The sequence below is a fragment of the Streptomyces sp. NPDC058872 genome, assembly GCF_042743065.1.
Taxonomy (GTDB): Bacteria; Actinomycetota; Actinomycetes; order Streptomycetales; family Streptomycetaceae; genus Streptomyces.
The window spans coordinates 143051-169912 of sequence record NZ_JBHYMK010000003.1 but is presented as its reverse complement, the minus strand read 5'-3'; the positions used below and the strand labels follow the sequence as shown (position 1 = coordinate 169912).

General features: G+C 73.1%; 20 protein-coding genes and 1 pseudogene. 6 read left to right on the top strand and 15 right to left on the bottom strand.

The features are described 5' to 3' along the window. Window positions 1–30: 30 nt before the first annotated feature. The 3 genes from ACFW22_RS02910 to ACFW22_RS02900 all read left to right on the top strand — a co-directional run bounded on the left by ACFW22_RS02910 (window position 31) and on the right by ACFW22_RS02900 (window position 2534). Complete coding sequence (locus tag ACFW22_RS02910) at window positions 31–1032, top strand: aldo/keto reductase (RefSeq protein ID WP_386397925.1); 1002 nt, start codon at window positions 31–33, stop codon at window positions 1030–1032. 88 nt (window positions 1033–1120) lie between these two features. Next, a complete protein-coding gene (locus tag ACFW22_RS02905; RefSeq protein ID WP_386397922.1) occupies window positions 1121–2242 on the top strand; it encodes a PQQ-dependent sugar dehydrogenase in 1122 nt (373 codons plus the stop codon). Window positions 2243–2249: 7 nt separating this feature from the next. After that, a complete protein-coding gene (locus tag ACFW22_RS02900) occupies window positions 2250–2534 on the top strand; it encodes a DUF6191 domain-containing protein (protein WP_386397919.1) in 285 nt (94 codons plus the stop codon). Here the strand turns inward: ACFW22_RS02900 and ACFW22_RS02895 are convergent. The 6 genes and pseudogenes from ACFW22_RS02895 to ACFW22_RS02870 form a co-directional block, all read right to left on the bottom strand. Next, window positions 2418–5444, bottom strand: a complete 3027-nt coding sequence (locus tag ACFW22_RS02895; protein ID WP_386398024.1) for an AAA family ATPase — start codon at window positions 5442–5444, stop codon at window positions 2418–2420. The genes ACFW22_RS02900 and ACFW22_RS02895 overlap by 117 nt on opposite strands. A gap of 34 nt (window positions 5445–5478) precedes the next feature. Next, window positions 5479–5676, bottom strand: coding sequence for a hypothetical protein (locus ACFW22_RS02890; protein ID WP_386397916.1), 198 nt, complete (start codon window positions 5674–5676; stop codon window positions 5479–5481). 329 nt (window positions 5677–6005) lie between these two features. Then, on the bottom strand, window positions 6006–6572 hold the full coding sequence (locus tag ACFW22_RS02885; RefSeq protein WP_386397913.1) for a GNAT family N-acetyltransferase: 567 nt from the start codon (window positions 6570–6572) through the stop codon (window positions 6006–6008). Then, window positions 6550–8793, bottom strand: coding sequence for an MMPL family transporter (locus ACFW22_RS02880; RefSeq protein WP_386397910.1), 2244 nt, complete (start codon window positions 8791–8793; stop codon window positions 6550–6552). Before ACFW22_RS02880 ends, ACFW22_RS02885 begins: the two co-directional genes overlap by 23 nt. Window positions 8794–9087: 294 nt before the next feature. After that, window positions 9088–11187: a phosphocholine-specific phospholipase C gene (locus ACFW22_RS02875; protein ID WP_386397907.1), complete on the bottom strand. Its 2100-nt coding sequence runs from the start codon at window positions 11185–11187 to the stop codon at window positions 9088–9090. A 440-nt stretch (window positions 11188–11627) separates the two neighbouring features. After that, window positions 11628–12026 (bottom strand): annotated as a pseudogene (locus tag ACFW22_RS02870) (ATP-binding protein); the annotation flags it as partial. 113 nt (window positions 12027–12139) lie between these two features. Between ACFW22_RS02870 and ACFW22_RS02865 the strand changes: the two are divergent. The 3 genes from ACFW22_RS02865 to ACFW22_RS02855 all read left to right on the top strand — a co-directional run bounded on the left by ACFW22_RS02865 (window position 12140) and on the right by ACFW22_RS02855 (window position 15395). Beyond that, window positions 12140–12967: a Scr1 family TA system antitoxin-like transcriptional regulator gene (locus tag ACFW22_RS02865; RefSeq protein ID WP_386397904.1), complete on the top strand. Its 828-nt coding sequence runs from the start codon at window positions 12140–12142 to the stop codon at window positions 12965–12967. After that, a complete protein-coding gene (locus ACFW22_RS02860) occupies window positions 12964–13212 on the top strand; it encodes a DUF397 domain-containing protein (protein ID WP_386397901.1) in 249 nt (82 codons plus the stop codon). Before ACFW22_RS02865 ends, ACFW22_RS02860 begins: the two co-directional genes overlap by 4 nt. A gap of 155 nt (window positions 13213–13367) precedes the next feature. Next, window positions 13368–15395, top strand: coding sequence for a protein kinase (locus tag ACFW22_RS02855; RefSeq protein WP_386397898.1), 2028 nt, complete (start codon window positions 13368–13370; stop codon window positions 15393–15395). A gap of 73 nt (window positions 15396–15468) precedes the next feature. On the opposite strand, the gene gatB is transcribed toward ACFW22_RS02855, so the two are convergent. From gatB to mnmA, 9 genes are all read right to left on the bottom strand, one after another. Next, window positions 15469–16980 (bottom strand): Asp-tRNA(Asn)/Glu-tRNA(Gln) amidotransferase subunit GatB, encoded by a 1512-nt coding sequence (gene gatB / locus ACFW22_RS02850; protein WP_386397896.1) that lies wholly within the window; start codon window positions 16978–16980, stop codon window positions 15469–15471. Between the two features lie 28 nt (window positions 16981–17008). Beyond that, a complete protein-coding gene (locus tag ACFW22_RS02845; protein ID WP_386397893.1) occupies window positions 17009–17254 on the bottom strand; it encodes a hypothetical protein in 246 nt (81 codons plus the stop codon). Further along, window positions 17251–18750, bottom strand: a complete 1500-nt coding sequence (gatA, locus tag ACFW22_RS02840; protein WP_386397891.1) for an Asp-tRNA(Asn)/Glu-tRNA(Gln) amidotransferase subunit GatA — start codon at window positions 18748–18750, stop codon at window positions 17251–17253. Before gatA ends, ACFW22_RS02845 begins: the two co-directional genes overlap by 4 nt. 6 nt (window positions 18751–18756) lie before the next feature. Continuing rightward, entirely contained in the window at window positions 18757–19053 is a 297-nt protein-coding gene (gatC, locus tag ACFW22_RS02835; protein WP_015036350.1) for an Asp-tRNA(Asn)/Glu-tRNA(Gln) amidotransferase subunit GatC, read from the bottom strand. Window positions 19054–19147: 94 nt separating this feature from the next. After that, entirely contained in the window at window positions 19148–21262 is a 2115-nt protein-coding gene (locus ACFW22_RS02830; protein ID WP_386397888.1) for a putative bifunctional diguanylate cyclase/phosphodiesterase, read from the bottom strand. A 318-nt stretch (window positions 21263–21580) separates the two neighbouring features. After that, window positions 21581–23761 (bottom strand): NAD-dependent DNA ligase LigA, encoded by a 2181-nt coding sequence (gene ligA, locus ACFW22_RS02825; RefSeq protein WP_386397885.1) that lies wholly within the window; start codon window positions 23759–23761, stop codon window positions 21581–21583. A 32-nt stretch (window positions 23762–23793) separates the two neighbouring features. Then, entirely contained in the window at window positions 23794–24792 is a 999-nt protein-coding gene (locus ACFW22_RS02820) for a methionine synthase (protein WP_386397883.1), read from the bottom strand. A gap of 2 nt (window positions 24793–24794) precedes the next feature. Further along, window positions 24795–25493 (bottom strand): SDR family oxidoreductase, encoded by a 699-nt coding sequence (locus ACFW22_RS02815; protein WP_386397880.1) that lies wholly within the window; start codon window positions 25491–25493, stop codon window positions 24795–24797. A gap of 229 nt (window positions 25494–25722) precedes the next feature. Next, window positions 25723–26856 carry a tRNA 2-thiouridine(34) synthase MnmA gene (gene mnmA, locus ACFW22_RS02810; protein ID WP_386397877.1) on the bottom strand — a complete coding sequence of 378 codons (1134 nt, stop codon included), beginning with the start codon at window positions 26854–26856 and terminating at the stop codon, window positions 25723–25725. Between the last annotated feature and the right edge of the window lie 6 nt (window positions 26857–26862).

The window sequence follows — 26862 nt, the reverse complement described above, 5'->3', positions numbered from 1 at the left end:
GGGGGACGGCACAGGGAGGGGTACCGGCAGGTGGAGCGCAGGAGTATCGGGGCGACGGCGCTCGACGTGGGGGCGATCGGCTTGGGCTGCATGCCGATGAGTTGGGCCTACAGCCGCTCGCAGCAGCGGGGGGACCGCTCGCTGCGCACCGTGCACGCGGCGCTGGACGCCGGGGTGAGCCTGCTCGACACCGCCGACATGTACGGGCCGTTCACCAATGAGCTGCTGGTGGGAAGGGCGTTGAAGGAGCGCCGGTCCGAGGCCTTCGTCTCGACGAAGTGCGGACTGCTCGTCGGCGACCAGCACGTGGTCGCCAACGGCAGGCCGGGCTATGTGCGTCGGGCCTGCGACGCCTCGCTGCGGCGGCTCCAGACCGATGTGATCGACCTGTACCAGTTGCACCGGGCCGATCCCGAGGTACCGGTCGAGGAGACCTGGGGCGCCATGGCCGAGCTGGTGTCGGCGGGCAAGGTGCGGGCCCTCGGGCTGTGCGCGGTCGGCGCCCGCTCGACCCGCCGGGGGGCGACGGGCGACGGCTACGAGGGAACGATCCGCCAACTGGAACGGATCCAGCAGGTCTTCCCGGTGGCGGCGGTGGAGGCGGAGCTGTCGGTGTGGTCGCAGGAGGCCCTGGCGCGCCTGCTGCCCTGGTGCACGACCCGGGGCATCGGGTTCCTGGCCGCGATGCCGCTGGGGAACGGCTTCCTGACCGGGACGCTGACCCCGGGCGGCGGCTTCGAACCGGACGACCCGAGGGCCCGGCACCCCCGCTTCACCGCCGAGATGATGGCGGCGAACCAACCGCTGGTGGCGGGGCTGCGCCGGGTGGCCGCCCGGCACGGCTCCGGAGTCACCCCGGCGCAGGTGGCGCTCGCCTGGACGCTCGGCCTCGGCCCGCACGTCGTGCCGGTGCCGGGGACGAAACGGGAACGGTGGGCGGTGGAGAACGCCGGGGCGTCCGCGCTGCGGCTCACCGCGGAGGACCTGGCGGAGATCGCGGCGCTTCCGGCGCCCCGGGGGTCCTGGGACTGAGGCGACCCGCCGGACGGCGGGAACCCCCGAGGAGTCCGCGGTGTTCTAGCAGGAGAAGCCGTTCGTCTCGTCGAAGGGGGAACGGGCCATGAGCCGTCCAGCCGTGGCGAAGGTCCTGTGCGGCACCGCGGTGCTCGCCCTGGTGACCGGCTGTGCCCCGGGAAGCCCGGGGGAAGGGGCGGCCACGGCCGCGCCGGCGTCCGCCTCCTCCGCACCGGACCCGTCCCCCGGGCCCCGGGACGGTCGGGTGACGGTGGCGGGCACCCTCACCGAAGGGTTGGAGTCCCCCTGGGGGCTCGCGGAGCTCCCGGGCGGCGATCTGCTCGTCTCCTCGCGGGACGAGCGGACGATCAGCCGGATCGACGCCCGGACCGGCGCCCGGACGGTGCTCGGCGAAGTGCCGGGGGTCGTGCCGGGCGGCGAGGGCGGGCTGCTGGGCCTCGCGGTCCGGGACGACCTGGTGTACGCGTACCTGACGGCCGCGTCGGACAACCGCATCGTGCGGATGCGGTACGACGGCGGGGACGGCGACCGGCTCGGCGCCCCGGAGCCGGTGCTCACCGGCATTCCCAAGGGTCGGGTGCACAACGGCGGGCGGATCGCGTTCGGCCCGGACGGGATGCTGTACGCGGGCACGGGCGAGACGGGCCGGACCGGGCTCGCCCAGGACCTGGACTCCCTGGGCGGGAAGATCCTGCGGATGACCCCGGAGGGCGAACCCGCGCCGGGCAACCCCTTCGAGGGCTCCGTGGTCTATTCGTACGGGCACCGGAACGTGCAGGGGCTCGCCTGGGACGCGGGGGGTCGGCTGTGGGCGGCCGAGTTCGGGCAGAACACCTGGGACGAGCTGAACCTGGTGCGACCGGGGCGGAACTACGGCTGGCCGGAGGCCGAGGGGCGGAGCGGAAGGGCCGGTTTCGTGGACCCGGTGGCCCAGTGGCCGACCTCGGAGGCCTCACCGAGCGGGATCGCCTACGCACGGGGGGCGATCTGGATGGCCGGGCTCAGGGGAGAGCGGCTGTGGCGGATCCCGCTCTCCGGAGCGGAACGTTCCGGAGAGCCCGAGGCGTTTCTGACGGGTGAGTACGGACGCCTCCGCACGGTCCTCGCCGCGGGCGGCGACCGGCTCTGGCTGGTGACCAGCGAGACCGACACCCGGGGAACCCCGGGCCCCGGGGACGACCGGATCCTCCGGCTCGTCGCGGAGTGAGGAGGCGGTGACCGTGTTCGGTGGACTGGAGGAGTTCTTCGCGCCGGGACGTCGGCACGCCGAGGAGGAGCGGCGCCGACAGGCCCTGACCCGGGAGGACCCCGGGGACGCCGACCCGGCACGCGGCCCGGTGGACCTGAGCTCGGGCCGGGTCACCATACGGCTCCCCCGCGGATCAGGCGGATGCGTCCAGGAGCCGGAGGCGGTGGGCCAGGGCGGCGGCCTCGCCCCGGCCGGCGACGCCGAGCTTGGTGAGGATGTGGGAGACGTGGACGCTGGCGGTCTTGGGTGAGATGAACAGCTCCTCGGCGATCTGACGGTTGCTGCGCCCGGCCGCGACCAGGCCCAGCACCTCCTGCTCCCGGGGGGTCAGGCCGAAGCCGTGGCCACCGGGCTCCGTCGGTGCCCGGGACTCCTCGGGAACGAGCGGGAGGCGGGCTCGGGTGGCCAGCAGCTCCACCTCCTCGCGGAGCGGGCGGGCACCGAGCCGGACCGCCGTGGCATGGGCCTCGCGGAGCAGCGCCGCGGCCTCCTCCCTGCGGCCTCCCCCGGCGAGCAGCGCGTCGGCGAGGCGATGGCGGGCGCCGGCCAGCTGGGCGGGGCGGGCCAGCGGTGCACAGGCGTCGACGACCTCGGCCCAGTGGACGGCGGACTCCCGGCCCTCGGCACGGGCGAGCTCGGCGGAGACCTGCCGGGAGTGGGCGGCCCAGACCGGGGCCGGAGCGGCGAGGTCGCGGACGCAGCGACGGATCAGACCGAGGGCCTCGGCACGGCCCTCGGCGGCGGCCGGCAGCCCCCGGTTGTCGGCTTCGGCGGTGACGGCGGTCAGGACGAGCGGCCAGCCGTAGCGGTGGGTACCGGGCGGGAAACCGGCCTCCACGACGGCGGCGACCCCGGCCCGTACGTCCGCGAGGCGCCCCTCGGCGGCGGCCACGGCGATCTCGACCTGTGCCATGGGCAGGGTGTACTGCGGGATCGGGTCCCGGTTGCCGTGGACGGCATGGGCCTCGGCGAGGTGACGGGTGGCGGCGTCGAGCTCGCCGCGGGCGACGGCGAGCCGGGCCAGGTGGAGCGAGGCGGAGCCGCGCGGCTTCGTGCCGGTCGCCCGGCGCAGCAGCTGCTGCGCCGCGTCCCGGGCCTCCTCCCACCGCCCGAGGGAGAGGAGGGACTCCACCCGGTTGGCCTCGATCCAGCCGGCGGCGTCGACGAGGCCGGAGGAAGCGGCGAGCCGGATGCCCGCATCGGCGATCTCGACGGCCTCGGCGGAACGCCCGAGGGACTCCAGGCAGGAGGCGATGTTGGTGTGGGCGCGGGAGGCCACGTAGTGCTGGCCGAGGGCCGTGGTCCGCTCCCGCACCTCGTGCAGCTCGGCGAGCCCGGCCTCGACGTCACCGGCCGAGACCATGATCGTGCCGAGGGTGAGGCGGGCGTTGAGCTCGATCGACCCGGCCTTGACCAGACGGGCGTACTCGACGGCCCGCTCGGCCGCGAGGAGGGCCTCGGGGCCCGGGTTGCGGAGCATGCCCCAGCCGGCGGCGCCCACCAGGACCGTGGCGTGCACGGCGGAGGGCGGCAGGCCCTTGACGAGCTCCTGGGCGCGGGCGATCTCCTCCCAACCGTCACCGCGGCCGAGGTTGGACTGGAGGCGGGCCTTCTCGGTCCAGAACCAGGCGGCGCGCAGGGGGTCGCGCTCGCGCTCCTCGTCGAGGAGGCGCAGCGCCATCCTGCAGATCTTGAGGGCGCGTTCGCGCGCACCGCTGAACCGTGCGGCGACCGCGGCCTCGGCGAGGAGGTCGAGATAGCGCAGCGGAGTGGTCCCCGGGTCACAGCCGCAGGCGGGGTAGGCATCGGCGTAGTCCAGGGGGCGCAGCGAGCCGCGGACCTCCTCCGGCGTCTCGTCCCAGAGCTCCATGGCGCGTTCGAGGAGGCGGAGCTGCTCGGCGTAGGCGTGGCGCTTGCGGGTCTCGACGGAGGCGCGCAGGACGGCGGGCAGGGCCTTGGCCGGGTCGTGCGCGTGGTACCAGTAGGTGGCGAGGCGGGTGGCGCGCTCCTCGGGGCGCACGAGGCCCGGGTCGGCCTCCAGGGCCTCGGCGTAGCGCCGGTTGGTGCGGGAGCGCTCGCCCGGCAGCAGGTCGTCGCTGACGGCCTCGCGGACGAGGGAGTGGCGGAAGCGGTAGCCGTCCCCGTCCGGGACGGCGAGCAGGATGTTGGCCCCGACGGCGGCCCGCAGCGCCTCGATCAGCTCGTCTTCGGTGAGCCGGACGACGGCGGCGAGCAGCCCGTACTCGACGGTGGAGCCGCCCTCGGCGACGACCCTGGTGACCCGCTGGGCCGCCTCGGGAAGCGTTTCGACCCGGACGAGCAGGAGGTCGCGCAGGGAGTCGCTGAGCTGGCCCGGGGCGCAGCCGGCCGTGTGGGAGACGACGAGTTCCTCGACGAAGAAGGCGTTGCCGTCGGAGCGGTCGAAGACCTCGTCGACGAGCCCGGGGGCGGGTTCGGCGGCGAGGATGCCGGTGAGCTGGCGGTGCACCTCGGTACGGGTGAAGCGGGCGAGCTCGATGCGGCGGATGGTGCGGAGCCGGTCGAGTTCGGCGAGGAGGGGGCGCAGCGGGTGCCGGCGGTGGATGTCGTCGGCCCGGTAGCTGGCGACGACGACGATCCGGCCGTGGCGCAGGGTGCGCAGCAGGTAGGTGAACAGGTGCCGGGTGGAGGCGTCGGCCCAGTGCAGGTCCTCCAGGACGAGCACGGTCGTCCTGGAGGTGGCGAGCCGCTCCAGGAGCCGCACGGTCAGCTCGAAGAGGCGGGCGGTGGAGTCCTCGTCGGAGGGGTCGTGACCGCCGGGGTCACCCAGTTCGGGCAGCAGACGGGCGAGCTCGCCCTCCTGGCCGTCGGCGGCGTCGGCGAACTCCTCGGGGAGGGCGCGGCGGAGGGCGCGCAGGGCGGCGGAGAAGGGGGCGAAGGGCAGGCCGTCGGCTCCGAGTTCGACGCAGCCGCCGAGGGCGACGACGGCGCCCCGCTGGCAGGCCGTGTCGAGGAACTCCTCGATGAGCCGGGTCTTCCCGACACCCGCCTCACCGCCGATGAGCAGGGCCTGGGGCTCTCCCCCGGTCGCGCGGGAGAGCCCCTCGGTGAGGGCGGTGAGTTCGCCGGCGCGGCCGACGAAGACGGGGCTGACTGACCTGGTCTCCACGGCGCCGAGCATCGCACAGCCGCCCGCGCCGCCTTCCACGCCGGGGTCACGCGGCCCGGACGAAGTCACCGCGCTCGCCGTCGCACCCCTGGCCCCCGGTGTCACCGTCTGCGGTCCGGGGGCCGAAGAGGCGCAGGCCCCGACCGGTTCCGGCGGCCACGGCGGCCTGGTGGGCCAGGCGTCGGGCGGCGGCTTCCCTGACCCGTTCCGCGTGGTTCATGCGCTGGATCTCGTACTCGAACATCGGGTGCTCCCCCTGGGGCTGGTGGATGCGGCATCGCACTCTGCGATGTCCTCCACCTTCGGGTCCCAGGGGGTGCCGTCACATCGGGAGGGTGCCTCATGTTCGGGATGCGGAGGGCCTTAGAAGGGCCCCGAACGGCCTTAGGCACCCCTGCGGCCCGGGCCCGGGCGCGACGGTCGGCCGGCTCGACGCCGTGGGGGCCGGCAGGCGCCGAACGGCAGGCGCGTCCGGCCGTCCGGGGCGACCGCCCGACGGTGGGCGGGCGCGGACCCGGGAGAGCTGGGGGCTCGGGAGCGGCACGGACTCGGGAGCGGTGGGCGGGCGGGGGCTCAGGAGCGGTGCAGGGCCCTCGCCGCCCGCCACTCGGGAGCGAGGACCGCCCAGACCTCGGTGTCCGTACGGGTCCCGCGGTGCAGGTAGTTCTCGCGCAGGACGCCCTCCCGCGTCATCCCGAGGCGCCGGGCGACGGCGATGCTCGGCGCGTTCTGCGCGGAGACCAGCCATTCGACGCGGTGGATGCCGCGCTCCTCGACCGCCCAGTCGACGATGGCCCGGCAGGCCCGGGTGACCAGGCCCCGACCTGCCGCGGAGGGCTCCAACCAGCAGCCCGCCTCGGCGGTGCCGTGCGTGGTGTCCATGGTCCGGAAGAGGACGCCGCCGACCAGGGTGCCGTCGGTCCGGATGCCGTAGAGGCGCCCGGTGTCGTTCGCGGCCTTCTCCGCGTACGAGCGGAGGAAGGAGCGGGCGGAGTCCAGGTCCGTGACGAAGTCGGGCAGGGCGATGTGCTCGCCGATGAACTTCCGCCCCCGGTCCATGTGGGCGAGGAACTCCTCGGCCTGCCAGGGTTCGAGCGGCTGGAGCTCGGCGCCGTCGTCACCCAGCGATGTTGCGAACATCGTCGTTCTCCTCTGCTGCCGAAGCCGTCACGCGCTGTGCGGGGATCTTCGCACGGGCGTCCGCGGCCTCCCGGCACTCGGGGGGTTCGATGCTGATCCGGGGCAGCAGGCGGTCGAGCCACTTCGGCAGCCACCAGTTCGCACCGCCGAGCAGGTGCATGAGGGCGGGGACCAGGAGGGTCCGCAGCACGAAGGCGTCGAGGGCGACGGCGGCGGCCAGGGCGATGCCGAACATCGCGATGACCCGGTCGCCGCTGAGCACGAAGGCCAGGAAGACGGAGATCATGATCACGGCGGCAGAGTTGATCACGCGGCTGGTCTCGGCCAGGCCGATCCGCACGGCGCGCCGGTTGTCGCCGGTCTCCAGCCATTCCTCGTACATCCGGCTGACCAGGAAGACCTGGTAGTCCATGGAGAGGCCGAAGAGGACGGAGACCATGATCACGGGGAGGAAGGGTTCGATCGGTCCGGCACTGCCGAGACCGAGGAGTTCGCTCCCCCACCCCCACTGGAAGATCGCGACGACGATGCCGAAGGAGCCGGCGACGGCGGCGACGTTCATCGCAGCGGCCTTGAGCGGAATGCCGATCGAGCGGAAGGCGAGCAGGAGCAGCAGGCAGCCGAGCGCGATGACCACGCCGACGAAGAGCGGCAGCTTGCCGACGATGATCTCGGCGAAGTCGTCGTAGGAGGCGGTGACGCCGCCCACGTGCACCTCCAGGGAGGTGCCCGCCCCGGTCGTCGGCAGCACGTCCTCGCGGAGCCGGTCGACGAGCTCGCTGGTCGCCTTCGACTGCGGCGAGGAATCGGGGACGACGGTGAGGACGGCGGTGTCGCCGGCGCTGTTGTACGTGATCGGGGAGACGGAGGCGACGCCCTTGGTGGCGGTGAGGGCGGCCGGCAGCTGGTCGAACGCGACCCGGTCGTCGGCGCCGTCGAGGCCGGCGACGAGGGTGAGGGGGCCGTTGACGCCCGGCCCGAAGTCCTCGGCGAGCAGGTCGTAGGCCTTGCGGGTGGTCGCGGTGGCCGGATTGTTGCCCTGGTCGGAGGTGCCGAGGTGGAGCGAGAGGGTCGGCAGCGCCAGGACGCCCATGACGAGGACCGCGATGCCGCCGAGGACCTTGGGGTGCCGCTCGACGAAGGCGGACCAGCGGGCGGCGAAGCCGGTGGGCAGCTCGGGCTGCGGGCCGCGCTCGGCGAGGGCCCGGCGTTCGCGTCGGGACAGCGCCCGCATGCCGATGAGCGAGAGCAGCGAGGGCAGCAGGGTGACGGAGGCGGCGACGGTGAGGACGACGGTGAGCGAGGCCGCGATGGCGACGCCGTTGAGGAAGGAGAGCCGCAGGATCAGCATGCCGAGGAGGGCGATGCAGACGGTGGCGCCGGCGAAGACGACGGCGCGGCCGGTGGTGGCGACGGCGGCCTCGGCGGCCTCCGCCACGGAGAGTCCGCGTTTGAGGCCCCTGCGGTGTCGGGTGACGATGAACAGGGCGTAGTCGATGCCGACGCCGAGGCCGACGAGCATGCCGAGCATGGGGGCGAAGTCGGCGACGGTCATCAGGTGGCCGAGGAGGACGATCCCCGAGTACGCGGTGCCGACGCTGACGAGCGCGGTAGCGATCGGGAGCACCGAGGCGGCGAGGGAGCCGAAGGCGAGGAAGAGCACGACGGCCGCGACGGCGACGCCCACGGCTTCGGCGATGTGCCCGCCCGGGGCCTCGGTGAGCGCGACGGCGCTGCCGCCGAGCTCGACCTGGAGGCCCGCGTCCTCGTCGGCGGCGCTCTTCGCCGTGTCGACGAGGGCCCTCGCCTGCGCCTCGGGGATGTCGTCGGCCTGCGCCGCGAAGGTGACGGTGGCGTAGGCGGTGTGGCCGTCTTCGCTGATCCGGCCGTCGGCCTCGTCGTAGGGGGAGGTCACGGCGGCGATGCCGGGGAGTGCCGCGACCTCGTCGAGCATCGCGGTCATCCGCTGTTCGACGGCATCGGCGCGGACGCTGCCGCGGTCGCTGTGCCAGACGATGGTGTCGCTGTCGCCGCCGAGGCCGTGGAAGCCGCGTTCGAGGAGCGCGGTGGCCCGACCGGACTCGGTCCCGGGGACCTCGTAGTCGTTGGAGTACGCGCTGCCTGCGAGGGCCGCTCCGGCGGTGGTGCCGCCGAGGGCGAGCAACCAGAGGAGAACGACGACGAGGCGGTGCCGGATGCACCAGCGTGCGATTGCGGCCAAGGAGGTACTCCTGACTGGATCTGTACTCGCGCTCCACTCTTACAGCCAAACGTGATCGTTTGCCCGTTTCGTGTCGATCCTCACAGGAGGCTCGGCGGGCCCCGGACCGAGGTCGCGGGCCCACCGGGGCGGGTTCCGGATCGCGGGTTCCGGATCCCGGGTCCGGATCGCGGGTTCCGGATCCCGGGTCCGGATCCCGGGTCCGGATCGCGGGTTCCGAATCCCGGGTTCCGAATCCCGGGTCCGGATCGCGGGTTCCGGATCGCGGGTTCCGGATCGCGGGTTCCGGGTGCCTCAGCCCGAGACGCTCGGGCGGCCGTTCTCGATGTGGCCCATCAGACGGCGCCGGAATCCTCCGGGAGCGGTGACCTCGACGTCGTACCAACCGTGCGCGTCGGCGGCCGAGTGCACGACGGTGCGGGTCCGCCCGGGCTTCACGGTGACGGTGCGGGCCGCGCGGGAGTGCTCCCCCAGGTCCTCTCGGTCCATGTAGCCGAGCGGTCGGACCGTGAAGGCGAGCGGGGCACCGGAGTCGTTCCGCACGGTGAGGTGCAGGTCGCGGTCGTGGTGGTCGATGCGCGTGGCGAGTCCGGCACCGGCCCCGGCCGCCCCCTCGAACTCGCGCCGGAAGCCGTTCGGGCCGGTGATCGTGAAGCGGTAGTGGTCACCCGGCACCCGGACCGTCCACTCCCCCGTCCCCCTGACGTCCTGGTGCTGCGGGACGTCGAACTCGCCGGCGTACGGATAGAGGGCGAAGTGCGCGCTCGACCTGCCGGTGTTCTTCAGGGCCACGGTGACGACCCCGTCGCCCACCGTGGCCGAGGCGTCCGGCTGGTAGGGCAGCGGGCGCGCCGGACGGGTGCCGGGCTCCTGGACGGGCATCGCCTGCACGGCCGGCGGCTGGGGCCGCCAGCGGCCGGTGAAGGGCGGGACCGGGCCGGGCTGCTCGACCGGCGGCTGCCGGCGGGTGCGGTGGAAGTCGAAGGCCGAGGTCAGGTCGCCGGTGACGGTGCGGCGCCAGGGAGTGATGTGGGGTTCCTCGACTCCGGTCAACCGCTCCAGGAAGCGGATCACGGAGGTGTGGTCGAAGGTCTCGGAGCAGACGAAGCCGCCGACCGACCAGGGGGAGACGACGAGCATCGGGACGCGGACGCCGAGGCCGGTGGGCTGGCCGTTCCACCGCTCGTCCGTGTCGTCGGCGGGCGGGACGGGCGGCGGCACGTGGTCGAAGAAGCCGTCGTTCTCGTCGTAGTTGATCAGGACGACGGTGTGCCGCCAGACCTCGGGGTGCGCGCCGAGGGCGTCGAGCACCTGGTAGACGAGGCTCGCGGAGGCGACCGGGGAGGAAGCTCCGGGGTGCTCGGAGTCGACCGCCGAGGGGACGAGGTAGGACACCTCGGGAAGGGTTCCGGCAGCGACGTCGGCACGGAAGGCCGCGGCGAGGGTGCCGGGCTCCACACGGCGCAGACCCCGCTCGAAGAGGGAGCGCTCGGCGTCGGTGAGTTCGGCGACGCCCTCCTCCAGCAGTCCGAGGAGACGGGTGCGCCCGGCCGGGTCGGCGGTGTCGCGGACGGCGGCGTAGAAGGACTCCATGAAGGCGTGCCCGCCGGTCTTCGCGAGCGCCTTGCGGGCGATCTGTTTGAAGGAGGTGAAGAACTCGATGTTGTTGTCGGTGAAGTTCTCCCACTCGGTGTACGTCTTCCAGCTGCGCCCGGCGGCTTCGAGGCGCTCGGCGTAGGTGGACCAGCCGTAGCCGGGGTGCGTGCCCTCGGCGTAGGCGGCGTTGGTGACGGCCCGCTCGCCGTCGACCTCGTAGCCGGTCCACCCCGACCAGAGGTGGTTGCGGTTGGGGCTCGTCGAAGCGTGGATCGACGAGTGGTAGGCGTCGCAGATGGTGAAGGCGTCGGCCAGTTCGTAGTGGAGCGGGATGTCACGGCGGTCGTAGTACGCCATGGTGGCGGCGGTCTTGGCCGAGACCCAGCCGTCCATCCAGCCGCCGCGCCAGGCCTTGGCCCCGCCGCCCCAGGAGTGGTCGAGGTCGCCGATGTACTGCAGGTCCTTCGCCTGTGCCTCGGCCGCGCCGCGGACCGGGAAGGGCAGCACGGTCCGACCGGGGGCGGCGGGCTGTTCGAAGACCGTCTTGCCGGAGGGGAGTGCGATGGCGTTGCGGTCGCCGAAGCCGCGGACACCGCGCAGGGTGCCGAAGTAGTGGTCGAAGGATCGATTCTCCTGCATCAGGACCACCACGTGCCGGACCGCGGCCATCCCACCGGCCGGCGGCTCGGCCGCCATCGCCGCCTGGAGGGACGGCGGCAGCAGGGACCCTCCGACGGAGGCGCCGAGCGAGCCTCCGCCGAGCGCGAGCAGCCTTCTGCGCGAAAACTCCGGTGTCACGCCCCGACCTCCTCATCGACGACCCACGGCTCGCCTTCGAGCCGTGGGGGCGGTACGGCGGGGACGCTAGGGGGACGGGGTGACGGGGAGAGGGCCTGGTGGGGGCCGGGTGGTGAACGTCCCGAAGGGCCGTCGAAGGGACGCCGAAGGGCCGTCGAAGGGCCACCGGAGGGCCACCGGAGGGACGCCGAGGGGCTGCCGAGAAGCCGCCGAAGGGCTGCGGCCGGGGCCCTACGAGCCGGGCCGGCGCGCCGGCTCCTACAGGAAGTGGATCCCCCTCAGTGCCCGCTCGGCGTCCATGCGTCACGTGCGGTACGAGACGGAACGACCCGAAGCCGTCGATCCGGATCTGGGGGATCGTCCCGGGTCCTGCTTCTGGGCCCGCCACGTGCTGGTTCGCGCCCCATCCCCGCGCCGGGGCCGGGTCGGCCGGGGTCCGCCGCATCGCCGAACTCGCACCAGACGGTCTTGCCCGGGCTGCGTTCGCCGACGCCCCAGCGGTCGGCCAGGGCCGCGACGAGGAGCAGGCCGCGGCCGGACTCCGCGTCGGGGGCGGCGGGCGGGCGCGGGGCGGGGGTGCCGCCGCCGCTGTCGTGGACCTCGATCCGCAGCGGGCCGGGGCGCTCCAGGAAGAGGTACAGCCGGTAGCCCCGGCCGGGTGGGACGCCGTGCCGGAGCGCGTTGGTGGCGAGCTCGCTCACGCACAGCAGTACGGCGTCCGCGCGGGCGTCCAGGCCCCAGTCGGCCAGCGCGGCGCGGGCGAAGGCGCGGGCGAGCGGGACGGAGCGGCGTTCCCGGCGGTAGAACGCCTCCCGGAACAGCGGCAGTTGGTCGGTCATGGAGATCACGCTGGCGCCTTGCGTCACTTCCGCCCCAGGGGTCGGACCCGTACAGATTCTTTGTACGGGTCCGGAAGGCGTCGGGTACGCGCGGCACGGGGAAGGCACCGCTCATGCAACGCGGTGCGAACCCCCGGAAGAAGGTCCCGTCGTGGGAAGTGGTCGGCGCCCTGGTGGCGCTCTACCGGAAGCAGGCGGGCCTGACCCAGCCGCAGTTGGCCGCGCGGGTGTGCGTGGGCCTGGAGACGCTGGGCTCGATCGAGCAGGGGCGGCGGGCGCTGCGGCTGCGCCTGGCGGCCGAGCTGGACGAGCTGCTGGAGACCGGCGGGGCGCTGGCCGTGGCGGTCGGGAAGGCGCCGAAGAAGGAGCGCTATCCGGCCTTCGCCCAGGAGTTCATCGAGCTGGAGGCCCAGGCCCTCGCGCTGTCCTCCTACGAGAACGCGGTGGTGCCGGGGCTGCTCCAGACGCCGGACTACGCCCGTGCGGTCTTCGACTGCCTGTATCCGCCGCTCACCGCACAGGAGGCGGAGGACCGGATGCTGGACCGGATCGACCGGCAGCGGGTCTTCGAGCAGCAGCCCTGGCCGCCGATGATGTCCTTCGTACTGAACGAGGCCGTGCTTGAGCAGCCGATCGGCGGCCGGGAGGTGCTGCGCGAGCAGCTGCGGCACCTGCGGCTGATGGCCGAGCGCCCCTTCCTCTCGCTCCAGGTCGTCCCCACAGCACGCACCCGGCACGCGGGGCTCGCGGGGCCGATGGTGCTCCTGGAGACGCCCGACCACGAGCACGTCGCCTACATCGAGGGGCAGCGGGTCAGCTTCCTCATCGACGACCCCGACGAGGTCGGTCTCCTGCAGGCCAAGTATGGAATGCTGCGGTCACAGGCCCTGACGCCCGAGGACACCATGGGCCTGCTGGAGCGTCTGGCAGGAGTGACATGAGCGCAGCAGCAGCACTTTCGTGGTTCAAGTCCAGCTACAGCAGCGACGAGGGCGGCAACTGCCTCGAAGTCGCCTACGAGTGGCGGAAGTCCAGCCACAGCGGCGACGAGGGCGGCAACTGCGTCGAGGTGGCCGCCCATCCCGCCGCCGTGCACGTCCGGGACTCCAAGCTCGGCGGCAGCGGCCCGGTCTTCACCGTCTCCCCCGCCGCCTGGCACGCCTTCGTCGGGACCGCCGGTCACTGACCCGCCGCACCGACGGGAGACCGCCCGCGCCCTCCGGGACCTCCGGTCCCCGGAGCGGTGCGGACGGGCTTCCCGGGCTTCCCCTGTTCGATTGACCGCCCCGAGCCGCGAGCGGCAGGCTGAGTGCCTGTCAATTCGCGTGATCTGGGGGAAGTTTGAGCGGCACCGCACATCACATCGGGCCGGACTCGGCACCCGACCGGTACCGCCTGCTGCGGTCCATCGGTCGGGGCGGCGAGGCCGTGCTCTACCTGGCGGAGATCGAGCTGGCCGGCGGGACGGAGCCCGTCGTCGTCAAGGTGCTGGACTCCAAGACGACGATCACGCCCGAGCTGTTCGAACGGATCAGCCGGAAGTGGAACGAGCAGGCCGAGCTGCTGCGCTTCGTCCACCGCCCCGGCGTGGTCGGCGTCCGGGAGCACTTCCAGGGCCCGCCGATCCACCGCCCGGGCGAGTCCGGCGCGCTCAGCGGGCGCGCCCTGGTGCTCGTCATGAACCACGTCGACGGGCTCGACCTGCGCGACTGGCGGGCCGAGCGCACCCTGGCCACGCCCGCCGAACGGCGCGAGGTGATGCGGACCCTGGAGCAGCTCGCCGACGTCCTCGACTGGCTGCACTCGGGCAGGGCCACGCCCTCCGGCCGGGTGGTGGTGCACGGCGACCTCTCCCCCGGCAACGTCATGGTCGACCAGCACGGCCAGGCCACCCTGGTGGACTTCGGGCTGAGCAAGCTGACCGCCGACCACCAGACGGCCGAGGTGTGGTTCACCCCCGGATACGCGGCGCCCGAGGTCTTCGAGGGCAAGCGCACCCCCGGGTCCGACCGCTACGCCTTCGGGGCCATCGCCCACTTCCTGCTGAGCGGCGAGTCCCCGCCGCCGGTGCCGGAGCAGCTGAGCGCCGCGCTCGCCGCGCTGCCGCCCGTCGCGGCGCTGCCGCCGGAGCAGCGGGCCCGGGTGCTGAGCATCGCGGCGGCCGATCCGGACGAGCGGCCGGTGAGCCTGTCCGGCTGGGTGAAGGACGTACGGCACGGCGTCGTGTCCACCACCACGACGAACCGGCCGGCCACCCTCCAGGACGCCGTACCACCCCCCGTTCCGCCGCTCGCCGCTCCGGCACCGCCGACCGCGCCCCCGGTCCGGGACGCCGTCCCACCGGTCCCACCGCCGGGCACCCCGCCCCTCGCGCCCCCGCCCCTCGCGCCGGACGGCACGGGCGCGCCGGGAGCCGCCGGTGCTCCGGGTGCTCCGGGTGCTCCGCAGGGCTTCGGTCCGCCGACGTACCCGGTCACCACCGGGCCGGCAGCGGCCCCGGGTCCACTGGCCGCCCCGGGACCGGCGGCGGCCCGTCCGGAGCGGCCCGAGCAGCCGGCCGGGGCCACGCACGCCGCTCACCAGGGGATCTCCGGTCCCGGCGGTCCGTCGTCCGGCGCCCCGGTCACGGCCCCGCCCCCCGCTCCGCGCCGCAAGCGCCGCACCGGCCCCGTCCTGGGCGCCGTCGCCGCGGTCGCGGTCATCGCACTGGCCGCCGCGGTCGGGGTGAAGCTGCTCGGCGACCGGGCCGGGCAGGACGCCGACTCCGCGAAGGGCGGCGGCGCGACCGCCTCCGCACCGGCCGCCACCGCACCGGCCGCCACCGGACCCGCGGTGGACACGGAGCCGACCGCCGAGTCGCCCTCGCCCGACCCCACCGCCCTGGAGCCGGAGCCGGTCGACGCGGACCCCACGGACGCCGATCCGACGGGGACGGAGTCCGCCGACCCGAGCGGTTCCGTCGGTCCCTCCTACGCCTCCGACGCCCGCGTGGCCGATCTGACGGCGCTGACCCCGATCTCCGAGCACAATTTCAAAATCACCTCGACCAAGATCGACACCAAGGAGTACGGCGCCGCCCTGCACGGGAGCTGCTACTACGGCGCCTACGTCGAGTACGACCTCAACCGCGCCTGGGAGACCTTCGAGTTCACCGCCGGCGTCGACGACGGTTCGAAGGTCGAGGCGGCCCGGGTCGTCATCTCCGTGGACGACCAGCCGGCCCTGTTCAACGAGAACGTGCACCTGGGCAAGCCGGTCTCGCGCACCCTGAACGTCACCGGTGCGCTGCGGCTGCGCCTGAAGGTCGAGTCCTCCTCCTGCTCCCAGCACGGCAACGGCGTGATCGCCGCACCCACCCTGCGCCGCTGACCGGGCACGCGAAGGGCGGCCCCGCACCGGAAGTCCGGTGCGGGGCCGCCCTCGTGCGCGTCCGTCGGCAGGCTCAGCCCTCGGAGACGCCCAGCTTCTCCAGGATGAGGTCCTTGACCTTCGCCGCGTCCGCCTGCCCGCGGGTGGCCTTCATGACCGCGCCGACCAGGGCGCCGACCGCCGCGACCTTGCCGCCGCGGATCTTGTCGGCGATGGCCGCGTTGCCCGCGATGGCCTCGTCGACGGCCGTGCCGAGGGCACCGTCGTCGGAGACGACCTTCAGCCCGCGCTTCTCGACGACCTCGTCCGGGGTGCCCTCGCCGGCGAGGACGCCCTCGATGACCTGGCGGGCCAGCTTGTCGTTGAGGTCGCCGGCCGAGACCAGCGCCGACACCCGGGCCACGTCGGACGGGGTGATCGGGAGCTCCTCCAGGGAGACGCCCTGCTCGTTGGCGTTGCGGGCGAGCTCGCCCATCCACCACTTGCGGGCCGAAGCCGCGTCCGCGCCCGCCTCGACGGTGGCGACGATCGGGTCGACCGCGCCCGCGTTCAGGATGGCCTGCATCTCCACCTCGGAGACGCCCCACTCCTCGCGCAGCCGGTTGCGGCGCACGCGCGGCAGCTCGGGCAGGGCGGCGCGCAGCTCCTCGACCCACGCACGGGCGGGGGCCACCGGCACCAGGTCCGGCTCCGGGAAGTAGCGGTAGTCCTCGGCGTTGTCCTTGATGCGGCCGGAGGTGGTGGTGCCGTCGTCCTCGTGGAAGTGGCGGGTCTCCTGGACGATGGTGCCGCCGGACTCCAGGACGGCCGCGTGGCGCTGGATCTCGAAGCGCGCCGCACGCTCCACGGAGCGGAGCGAGTTGACGTTCTTCGTCTCCGAGCGGGTGCCGAAGGTGCTGGAACCCTTCGGCATCAGGGACAGGTTCACGTCACAGCGCATCTGGCCCTTGTCCATGCGCGCCTCGGAGACGCCCAGGGCACGGATCAGCTCGCGCAGCTCGGCCACGTACGCCTTGGCGACCTCGGGGGCCCGCTCGCCCGCGCCCTCGATGGGCTTGGTGACGATCTCGATGAGCGGGATGCCGGCCCGGTTGTAGTCGAGCAGCGAGTGCGAGGCGCCGTGGATGCGGCCGGTCGCGCCACCGATGTGGGTGGACTTGCCGGTGTCCTCCTCCATGTGGGCGCGCTCGATCTCCACGCGGAAGACCTCGCCGTCCTCCAGCTGGACGTCCAGATAGCCGTTGAAGGCGATCGGCTCGTCGTACTGGGAGGTCTGGAAGTTCTTCGGCATGTCCGGATAGAAGTAGTTCTTCCGGGCGAAGCGGCACCACTCGGCGATCTCGCAGTTGAGCGCGAGGCCGATCTTCACGGCGGACTCGACGCCGATCGCGTTGACCACCGGCAGCGAACCGGGCAGGCCGAGGCAGGTCGGGCAGGTCTGCGAGTTGGGCTCCGCACCCAGCTCGGTCGAACAACCGCAGAACATCTTCGTCTTGGTGCCGAGCTCGACATGGACCTCAAGGCCCATGACGGGGTCGTACTCGGCGAGCGCAGCCTCGTACGACAGCAGTTCAGTGACAGTCACGGTGAGAATTCCCTCTGGGCCTTCGGCCTCAGCCGAACAGGACGTCGTCGTCACCGATGCGCTTGAGCTCGCGCACGAGGAGAGCGACGCCGGTGGCGATGGCGGCGGCGGAGACGACGGCGTCGATCAGCTTGAGCGCGTCGTGTTCGCTGCGGGCCTTCCGGGCCTGCTTGATCACGCCGAGCGCGCCGAACGCCGTGGTGCCGATGGACAGGTAGGTGCCGGTCTTGGACTTCTTGAAGCCCTTGGCCTTCTGCAGTGCACTGGTACTCAAAGCGACGGAGCCTCCTCAAGCAGCGGGTGTCCCCACTTTTCCACGAAGGCGGCCTCGACGGCAGCGCCGACCTTGTAGAGCCGGTCGTCCTTCATGGCGGGGGCGATGATCTGCAGACCGACCGGGAGACCGTCCTCGGGCGCCAGGCCGCAGGGCAGCGACATGGCGGCGTTGCCGGCCAGGTTGGTCGGGATGGTGCACAGGTCCGCGAGGTACATCGCCATCGGGTCGTCGGCGCGCTCGCCGATCGGGAAGGCGGTGGTGGGGGTCGTCGGGGAGACGATGACGTCCACCTCCTCGAAGGCCTTCTCGAACTCGCGGGTGATGAGGGTGCGGACCTTCTGGGCCGAGCCGTAGTACGCGTCGTAGTAGCCGGAGCTGAGCGCGTACGTGCCGAGGATGACCCGGCGCTTGACCTCGTCGCCGAAGCCCGCCTCGCGGGTGAGGGCGGTGACGTCCTCGGCGGAGCGCGTGCCGTCGTCGCCGACCCGCAGGCCGTAGCGCATGGCGTCGAAGCGGGCCAGGTTGGAGGAGCACTCCGACGGCGCGATCAGGTAGTACGCCGAGAGGGCCAGGTCGAAGGTCGGGCAGTCCACCTCGACGATCTCGGCGCCCAGCGAGACGAGCAGCTCGACGGACTCGTCGAAGCGCTGCACCACGCCGGCCTGGTAGCCCTCGCCGCGGAACTGCTTGACGACGCCGATCCGCATGCCGGCGACCGAACCGTTCCGCGCGGCCTCGACGACCTGCGGGACCGGGGCGTCGATGGAGGTCGAGTCGAGCGGGTCGTGCCCGGCGATCGCCTCGTGCAGGAGGGCCGCGTCCAGGACCGTGCGGGCACAGGGGCCGCCCTGGTCGAGGGAGGACGAGAAGGCCACCATGCCGTAGCGGGAGACGCCGCCGTAGGTCGGCTTGACGCCGACGGTGCCGGTGACGGCCGCGGGCTGGCGGATGGAACCGCCGGTGTCCGTGCCGATGGCGAGCGGGGCCTCGTACGCGGCGAGGGCGGCCGAGGAACCGCCGCCGGAGCCGCCGGGGATCCGGGTGAGGTCCCAGGGGTTGCCGGTCGGGCCGTAGGCGCTGTTCTCCGTGGAGGAGCCCATCGCGAACTCGTCCATGTTGGTCTTGCCGAGGATGACGACGTCAGCGGCCTTGAGGTTCTTGACCAGGGTCGCGTCGTACGGCGGGATCCAGCCCTCCAGGATCTTCGAACCCACGGTCGTCGGCATGCCGGCGGTGGTGAAGATGTCCTTGAGCGCGAGCGGCACGCCGGCGAGCGGGCCGAGCTTCTCGCCGCGGGCGCGCTTCTCGTCGACGGCGCGGGCCTGGGCGAGGGCGCCCTCCCGGTCGACGTGCAGGAAGGCGTGGACCTTCTCGTCGACGGCCTCGATGCGGGCGAGGTGGGCCTCGGTGACCTCGACCGCGGTGAGCTCGCCGGAGGCGATCTTCCCGGCGATCTCGGCCGCGGTGAGCTTGATGATGGTGTTGTCCGTCATGACTTCTTAGTCCTCCCCCAGGATCTGCGGCACCTTGAAACGCTGCTGCTCCTGGGCCGGGGCGCCGGAGAGCGCCTGCTCGGGGGTGAGCGACGGACGGACCTCGTCCGCGCGCATGACATTGGTCAGCGGCAGCGGGTGGGAGGTCGGCGGTACGTCTTGGTCGGCGACCTCGGAGACGCGGGCGACCGCGCCGATGATGTCGTCGAGCTGACCGGCGAAGTGATCGAGTTCTTCGCCCTTCAGCTCCAGACGCGCCAGCCGTGCGAGGTGGGCGACCTCCTCGCGCGTGATGCCAGGCATGCGGATCCTCACGGGGTGCGTTTGATGGTGTTGGCCCAATCCTATGGGGCCGGTACCGCTGCCCGTGAAACGGTTTGCCCCCGGAGGGGGTCACTCACTGCACGACCTGCCCCGAGGGCTGGTCGAGATCGGCGGGTTCGGTCGTGTCGGCGGGGCGGCGCCAGCCGTGCTCACCACGGGCGAGGAGCCAGGAGGTGGCCTCGGCGGGCGGCATCGCGGCGGCGACCAGCCAGCCCTGCACGGCGTCGCACCCCAGGTCGCGCAGGCGCTCCCAGGTCTCGTCGTCCTCGACCCCCTCGGCGACCACGAGGAGCCCGAGGGAGTGGGCGAGGTCGACGGTGCAGCGCACGATCTCGGCGTCCTCGGTGTCGACGGCGAGCCGGGCGACGAAGGAGCGGTCGATCTTCAGTTCGCTGACGGGCAGGCGGCGCAGGTGGACCAGGGAGGAGTAGCCGGTGCCGAAGTCGTCGAGGGACATCTTGACGCCGTGGCCGGTGAGGCCGTTCAGGGTGTCGGCGGCTCGCTGGGGGTCCTCCAGGAGCACGTGTTCCGTTATCTCCAGCTGGAGGGCGCCGGCCGGGACGCCGTGCCGGGCGAGGCGGGCGGCGACGGCACCGGCGAAGCCGGGGGTGTGGACGTCGCGCGGCGAGACGTTGACGGCGACCGGCACGTTGAGGTTTTGGGCACGCCAGCGGGCGACCTGGGCGAGGGCGGTTTCCAGGACGTACTCGGTGAGGTGGGGCATCAGCCCGGAGGACTCGGCAATGGCGATGAACTCGTCCGGCGGAACCTTTCCCCGCTCGGGATGGACCCAGCGGACGAGCGCCTCCAGGCCCGCGACCTGACCGTCGAAGCGGACCTTGGGCTGGTAGTGGAGTTCGACCTCGCCGGCGTCCAGGGCGCGGCGGAGGTCGCCGAGGAGGCCGAGCCGGTCGGGGGTGTTGGAGTCGCGCTTGGACTCGTAGACCTCGACGCCGGTGCGGTCGCGCTTGGCCTGGTACATGGCGACGTCGGCGCGGCGCAGCAGGCCCTCGGCGTCGAGGGCGTGGTCGGGGAAGACGGCGACTCCGGCGCTGGCCTCCAGGACCAGGGTGAGGCCGTCCAGGTCGAGCGGGGAGGAGAGCTCGGCAACGAGGTGGCGGGCGACCCGCTGGGCGCTGGTGGTGGAGTCGGCGGTGGGCAGCAGGACGGCGAACTCGTCGCCGCCGAGCCGGGCGGCCTCGGCGCCGCGGGGCAGGGCGAGGCGGAGGCGCTCGGCGATCTGGAGGAGCAGCCGGTCGCCGGCGAGGTGGCCGAGGGTGTCGTTGACCGACCGGAAGCGGTCCAGGTCGATCAGGACGAGGGCGGCCCGGGTGTCCTCGTCCTCGGCCTCCTCCAGGGCGGTCCAGGCCCGCTCCAGGAGCCACTGGCGGTTGGGGAGGCCGGTGAGCGGGTCGCGGAGCTGTTCCTCGGCGCGGGCGCGGGCGATCCAGAGGGTGGAGTCCAGGGCGATGAGGGGGACGGCGAAGAGCGGCAGCAGGACCGGTCGGGTGGCGGCGACGACGCAGATGAGCGGGGCGATGCCGAGGAGCGCGACGGCGACGAGGCCCTGTCGGAGGAGGGCGGTGCGGGCGGCGGTGGGCAGTCCACCGCTCTGGGGTGCGAGGGTGTACCACAGGAGCAGGCGGGTGACCACGAGGTAGGTGGCCGCGGCGATCACGACTTCCGGCAGGTCCCCGATCGTCCAGTCGAGGGGTTGCCAGGGCCGCTCGACGGTCGGCACGTCGCCGAAGAGGGCGAGGACGAGGGCGGCTGCGCCGACCCCGAGGACGTCGGCGGCGCCGTGCAGCAGCCCCTGGCGCCAGCGGTGTCGGCGCGCCGCACCGACCAGGGTGACGATGGTGAGCGCGACGAGTCCGGCGGGCACCCAGCCGTACAGCAGGAGGACGGCGAGGGTGAGGGCGGCGCCGGAGCCGGTGCCGCCCCACCAGCGGTCCCGCCCGAGGGCGACCAGGTGGCCGACGATGAGCCCGGTGAGGACGGCGAGGGACCAGCCGGTGACGCTGCCGGGGAAGAGCCCGTGACCGGTGCTCAGGGCCTGCTGGAACCCGGCGACGAGCACGACGGCTGCCACGCCCACCACGGCTGCGGGCAGCCGGGAGGGAAAGCCCAGGGTGACCACACGGCCGTGCGGCCGTGGGACCCGGGCGGCGCTCTCGGTCGGTTCCATTCCCGTCCCTCTCACAGGCGGCGGTGCCGTCGGTGTGCGATGGGCCGCGTGGCGCGGCCGTACGTCGTCCGGTCGTGCGCCCGGCGGGCGCACGGCCGCTGTCGGGCGACCGCTTCAGGTACGCGCGGGGCCGTTGTCCTCACGCGATGACCCCACGGAGCCCTCGCGCAAGCGTGCAGGACTGGACGCACGGTCACCAGAGTAGGCCGCCGAGGGCCCCGGCGGGCAGCGCTCTCCCTCTCTTGCCCGAATGCGACCTGGCCACCCGTAACCATCTGGTATGAGCCGAACGGGTGAGATTCCAGGGGCTGTCGGGGCCTACTCGACGAGGGGGACCGCGACCTCACGAGCTGCCTCGGGCCCTTGTTCAAGCAGGACGGAGAAGCCTTCCTCGTTCAGAACCGGAACTTTCAGCTGCATCGCCTTGTCGTACTTGGAACCAGGGTTTTCACCGACCACGACGAAGGAAGTCTTCTTCGAAACGGAACCAGTTACCTTAGCTCCGAGCCGCTGGAGCGACTCTTTTGCGCCATCCCTGGTGAACTTTTCCAGGGTGCCGGTGACCACGACCGTGAGCCCTTCCAGCGGACGCGGTCCCTCGTCCTCGCCGGCCCCCTCGTCCTCCAGGCTGACCCCGGCGGCACGCCACTTGCGCACGATCTCGCGGTGCCACTCCTCGGAGAACCACTGCTTCACGGCGGCGGCGATGATCCCGCCGACCCCGTCGACGGCCGCCAGCTCCTCCTCGGTCGCCTGCTCGATCCGCTCCAGCGAACGGAACTCACGCGCCAGGGCCTCGGCCGCGACCGGCCCCACGTGACGGATCGACAGGCCGTTGATGAAACGGGCGAGCGGGCGCTCCTTGGCCGCCGCGATGTTCTCCAGCATGGCGAGGGCGTTCTTCCTGGGCTCGCCCTCCTTGTTGGCGAAGACCGTGGCGATCTTCGCCTCGCCGGTCTTCGGGTCCCGCTTGGGCAGTCCGCTGTCCTGGTCGAGGACGTACGCCTTGATGGGGAGGAGCTGCTCGATGGTGAGGTCGAAGAGGTCGCCCTCGTCGGCCAGCGGCGGCTCGGCCGGCTCCAGGGGCCGGGTGAGGGCGGCGGCGGCCACGGCGCCGAAGTTCTCGATGTCCAGGCACTGCCGACCGGCCAGGAAGAACAGCCGCTCGCGCAACTGGGCCGGGCAGGTCCGGGCGTTCGGGCAACGGAGGTCGATGTCGCCCTCCTTCATCGCCTTCAGCGGCGTCCCGCACTCCGGGCACTCGACCGGCATCACGAACTCCCGCTCGGTGCCGTCCCGCAGGTCGGCGACCGGACCGAGGATCTCCGGAATGACGTCGCCGGCCTTGCGCAGCACCACCGTGTCGCCGATCAGCACGCCCTTCGCCTTCACCACCTCCTGGTTGTGGAGGGTGGCGAACTCCACCTCGGAGCCGGCGACCGTGACCGGCTCCACCTGTGCGTACGGGGTGACGCGCCCGGTCCGACCGACGCCGACCTTGATGTCGATCAGCTTGGTGTTGACCTCTTCCGGCGCGTACTTCCAGGCGATCGCCCAGCGCGGGGCGCGCGCCGTGGAGCCCAAGCGGCCCTGGAGCGGGATCTCGTCGAGCTTGACGACGACCCCGTCGATCTCGTGCTCCACGGAGTGCCGGTTCTCCCCGAAGTGCGCGATGAACTCCCGCACCCCGTCGAGCGAGTCGACCACCTTGTTGTGCCGGGCGGTGGGCAGGCCCCACGCGTGGAGCAGTCCGTACGTCTCCGAGAGCCGCGAGACCTCGAAGCCCTCCCGGGCACCGATGCCGTGCACGACCATGTGGAGCGGGCGGGAGGCGGTGACCTTCGGGTCCTTCTGCCGCAGCGAGCCCGCCGCTGCGTTCCGCGGATTGGCGAAGGGCTTGTCACCGCCCTCGACCAGGCGTGCGTTGAGCGCCTCGAAGCCCTCCATCGGGAAGTAGACCTCGCCCCGGACCTCGACGAGCTCCGGCACCCGGTCGCCGTGCAGCCGCTCGGGTACGTCCGCGATCGTGCGGACGTTGGGCGTGATGTCCTCGCCGGTGCGGCCGTCGCCGCGGGTGGCGGCCCGGGTCAGCCGCCCGTGTTCGTACGTGAGGTTCACCGCGAGGCCGTCGACCTTCAGCTCGCACAGGAAGCGGAAGTCGGACGTGCCGACGTCCCGTGCGACCCGCTCGGCCCAGGTGGCCAACTCCTCGTCGTCGAAGGCGTTGTCCAGGGAGAGCATCCGCTCCCGGTGCTGGACGGCCGTGAACTCGGTCTCGTACTGACCGGCGACCTTCTGGGTCGGCGAGTCCGGCGTCCGCAGCTCCGGGTACTGCTCCTCCAGCACTTCCAGCGCCCGCAGGAGCCCGTCGAACTCGCCGTCGCTGATGACCGGCTGGTCCTTCACGTAGTACCGGAAGCGGTGCTCCTCGACCTGCTCGGCCAGCTCGGCGTGCTTCTCCCGCGCCTCGGCGGGCAGGGCCCCCTGCTCGACTGCCACCTTCGTCCGTCCTCCCGTGCTTCGAAACCCGGTCACTCTGGGTTGTCCGCGAGCGATCTCGCCGCCCGGACGCAGTGGGCGAGCGCCGCCCGGGCGTAGCCGGGGGAAGCGCCCGCGAGACCGCAGGTCGGCGTGACGACCACGGACTCCGCGAGGGTCCCCGGATCCAGCCCCAGCCTGCGCCACAGCGTCCTGACACCCATGACGCTACCGCCCGGGTCCGACAACGCCGCGTCGGTGGACGGGACCACACCGGTGAAGAGCTTCGTGCCCGCTTCGACCGCCTCGCCGATCGACTCCTCGTCACGCTCGGTGAGCAGCCCGAAATCGAACGAGACGCCGTCGACCCCGGCCCTCCGCAGCAGCGCGAAGGGGACTTCGGGGGCGCAGGTGTGAACGGTCACGGGGCCGTCGTGAACGGCGAACACGTCCCGCAGGGCGCTCTCCACGACCTGCCGGTCGACGGCCCGGTGGGTGCGGTAGCCGCTGGCGGTGCGGACCCGGCCCTGCAGCACGGCGGTGAGCGAGGGCTCGTCGAGCTGGAGGACCGGTCGGGCCCCCGGGACCCGCTTGCGCAGCTCCGCCAGGTGCGCGCGGAGGCCCTCGGCGAGGGAACCGGCCAGGTCGCGGCAGGCGCCGGCGTCGCCGAGGGCGACCTCGCCGCCGCGCAGCTCCAGGGCCGCGGCGAGCGTCCACGGGCCCACGGCCTGGACCTTGAGCGGCCCCTCGTAGCCCTGGGTGAACTCCTCCAGGGCGTCGAGGTCCTCGCCGAGCCAGGAACGGGCCCGGCGGGTGTCGCGACCGGGCCGGTCGCTGATCCGCCAGCCGCTCGGCTCCACGTGCGCGTACAGGTCGACGAGCATGCCGGTCGTCCGGCCGATCATGTCGGCGCCGGGTCCCCGCGCGGGCAACTCGGCGAGGAACGGGAAGTCCTCGAAGGAACCGGTGACCGTCTTGGCCGCCTCGCGCGCGTCGCCGCCGGGCAGGGAGCCGACGCCGGTGGCCGGGCCCCAGGGCTTGGTGTCGTCCACGCCTATCGCCCCGGACGCACGGTGAGGTCGTTGATCTCGGCGTCCCGCGGCAGGTCGATCGCGGCGAGGACCGCCGTCGCGACCGACTCGGGATCGATCCACCGCGACGGGTCGTACTCCTTGCCCTCCTGCCGGTGCACCTTCTCCTGCATGGGGCTGGCGGTGCGGCCCGGGTAGACCGAGGTCACCCGCACCCCGTTGGCGTGCTCCTCGTGGCGCAGCGAGTCCGCGAGCGCCTTGAGGCCGTGCTTGGAGGCGGCGTACGCGGCCCACTCGGCGTGCGCGTTGAGCCCGGCACCCGAGTTCACGAAGACGACGTGTCCCTGGGCGACCCGCAGTTGGGGCAGGAAGTGCCGGGTCAGCTCGGCCGGGGCGACCAGGTTGACGTTCAGCTGGTGGTGCCAGGTCTTCGGGGTGAGGTCTCCGACCGGCCCGAGGTCGACGACGCCCGCGATGTGCAGCAGGCCGTCCACCCGCTCCGGGAGGCTCTGGTGCGAGAACGCCCAGGACAGCCGGTCCGGGTCGGCGAGGTCCCCGACGAGCGTCCGCGCTCCGGGGAACTGCGCGGCGAGCTCCTTGGCCCGGCCCGCGTCGCGCGCGTGGAGGACGAGCTCGTCCCCGCGCGCGTGGAGGCGGCGGGCGACGGCCGCGCCGATGCCGGAACCCGCTCCGGTGATCACATGTGTAGCCATGGGAGCCATGCTCCCATCAGCGGGAGCCGATCCCGGCCTCCAGGTGGGCGAGGGCCGTCGGGCCGTCGTCGGCGGGGAGGAAGACGCAGATGTTCACGGGCCCCACCGTAGGGGGTGGCGGCAGGGGGCCGACGGGCGACGGGCTCCGGCGTCCACGCCCACGGCCCCACCACGGCCGCACCGCGCTCGACGGCCGGCCACCCGCCGGCCGCGGCGCCGTCCTCACCGGGCCGGGCGCCTAGGCCGTGGTCGGTGCGGCCGTGCGCCGGGTGGTCGCGGCGATCGTCGCCGAGCCCACCACGCGGGTGCCGTCGTACAGGACGATCGCCTGGCCGGGCGCCACGCCGCGGACGGGCCCGTCGAAGAGGACCTTCAGTTCGCCGTCCTCGATCGCCGCGCGCACCGGCGTCTCCTCGCCGTGGGCGCGGAGCTGGGCGGTGTAGCGGCCGGGGCCCTCGGGGGCGGTGCCGCACCAGCGGGGCTTGATCGCGGTGAGGGCGGTGACGTCGAGCGCCTCGGCGGGGCCGACGGTGACGGTGTTGTTCACCGGCGAGATGTCGAGGACGTAGCGGGGCTTGCCGTCGGCGGCCGGGTGGCCGATCCGCAGGCCCTTGCGCTGGCCGATGGTGAAGCCGTACGCGCCCTCGTGGGTGCCGACCTTCGTGCCGGCCTCGTCGACGATGTCGCCCTCCGCCTTGCCCAGGCGGGCGGCGAGGAAGCCCTGGGTGTCACCGTCGGCGATGAAGCAGATGTCGTGGCTGTCGGGCTTCTTGGCGACCGCGAGCCCCCGCCGCTCGGCCTCGGCCCGGATCTCGTCCTTGGTCGTGAGGGTGTCCCCCAGGGGGAACATGGCGTGCGCGAGCTGCTTCTCGTCGAGGACGCCGAGGACGTACGACTGGTCCTTGGCCATGTCGGAGGCGCGGTGCAGCTCACGGGTGCCGTCCTCGCGGAGGACGACGGTGGCGTAGTGGCCGGTGCAGACCGCGTCGAAGCCGAGGGCGAGCGCCTTGTCGAGCAGCGCCGCGAACTTGATCTTCTCGTTGCAGCGCAGGCACGGGTTGGGCGTGCGGCCGGCCTCGTACTCGGCGACGAAGTCGTCGACGACGTCCTCGCGGAAGCGCTCGGCGAGGTCCCACACGTAGAAGGGGATCCCGATGACGTCGGCCGCCCGACGTGCGTCGCGCGAGTCCTCGATCGTGCAGCAGCCGCGCGCTCCGGTGCGGAAGGACTGCGGGTTCGCGGAGAGGGCGAGGTGCACGCCGGTGACGTCGTGACCGGCTTCGGCGGCGCGGGCGGCGGCGACAGCGGAGTCCACTCCGCCCGACATGGCGGCGAGGACGCGGAGGGGGCGCGGGGGCGGAGTCTGAGTCATAGCCCT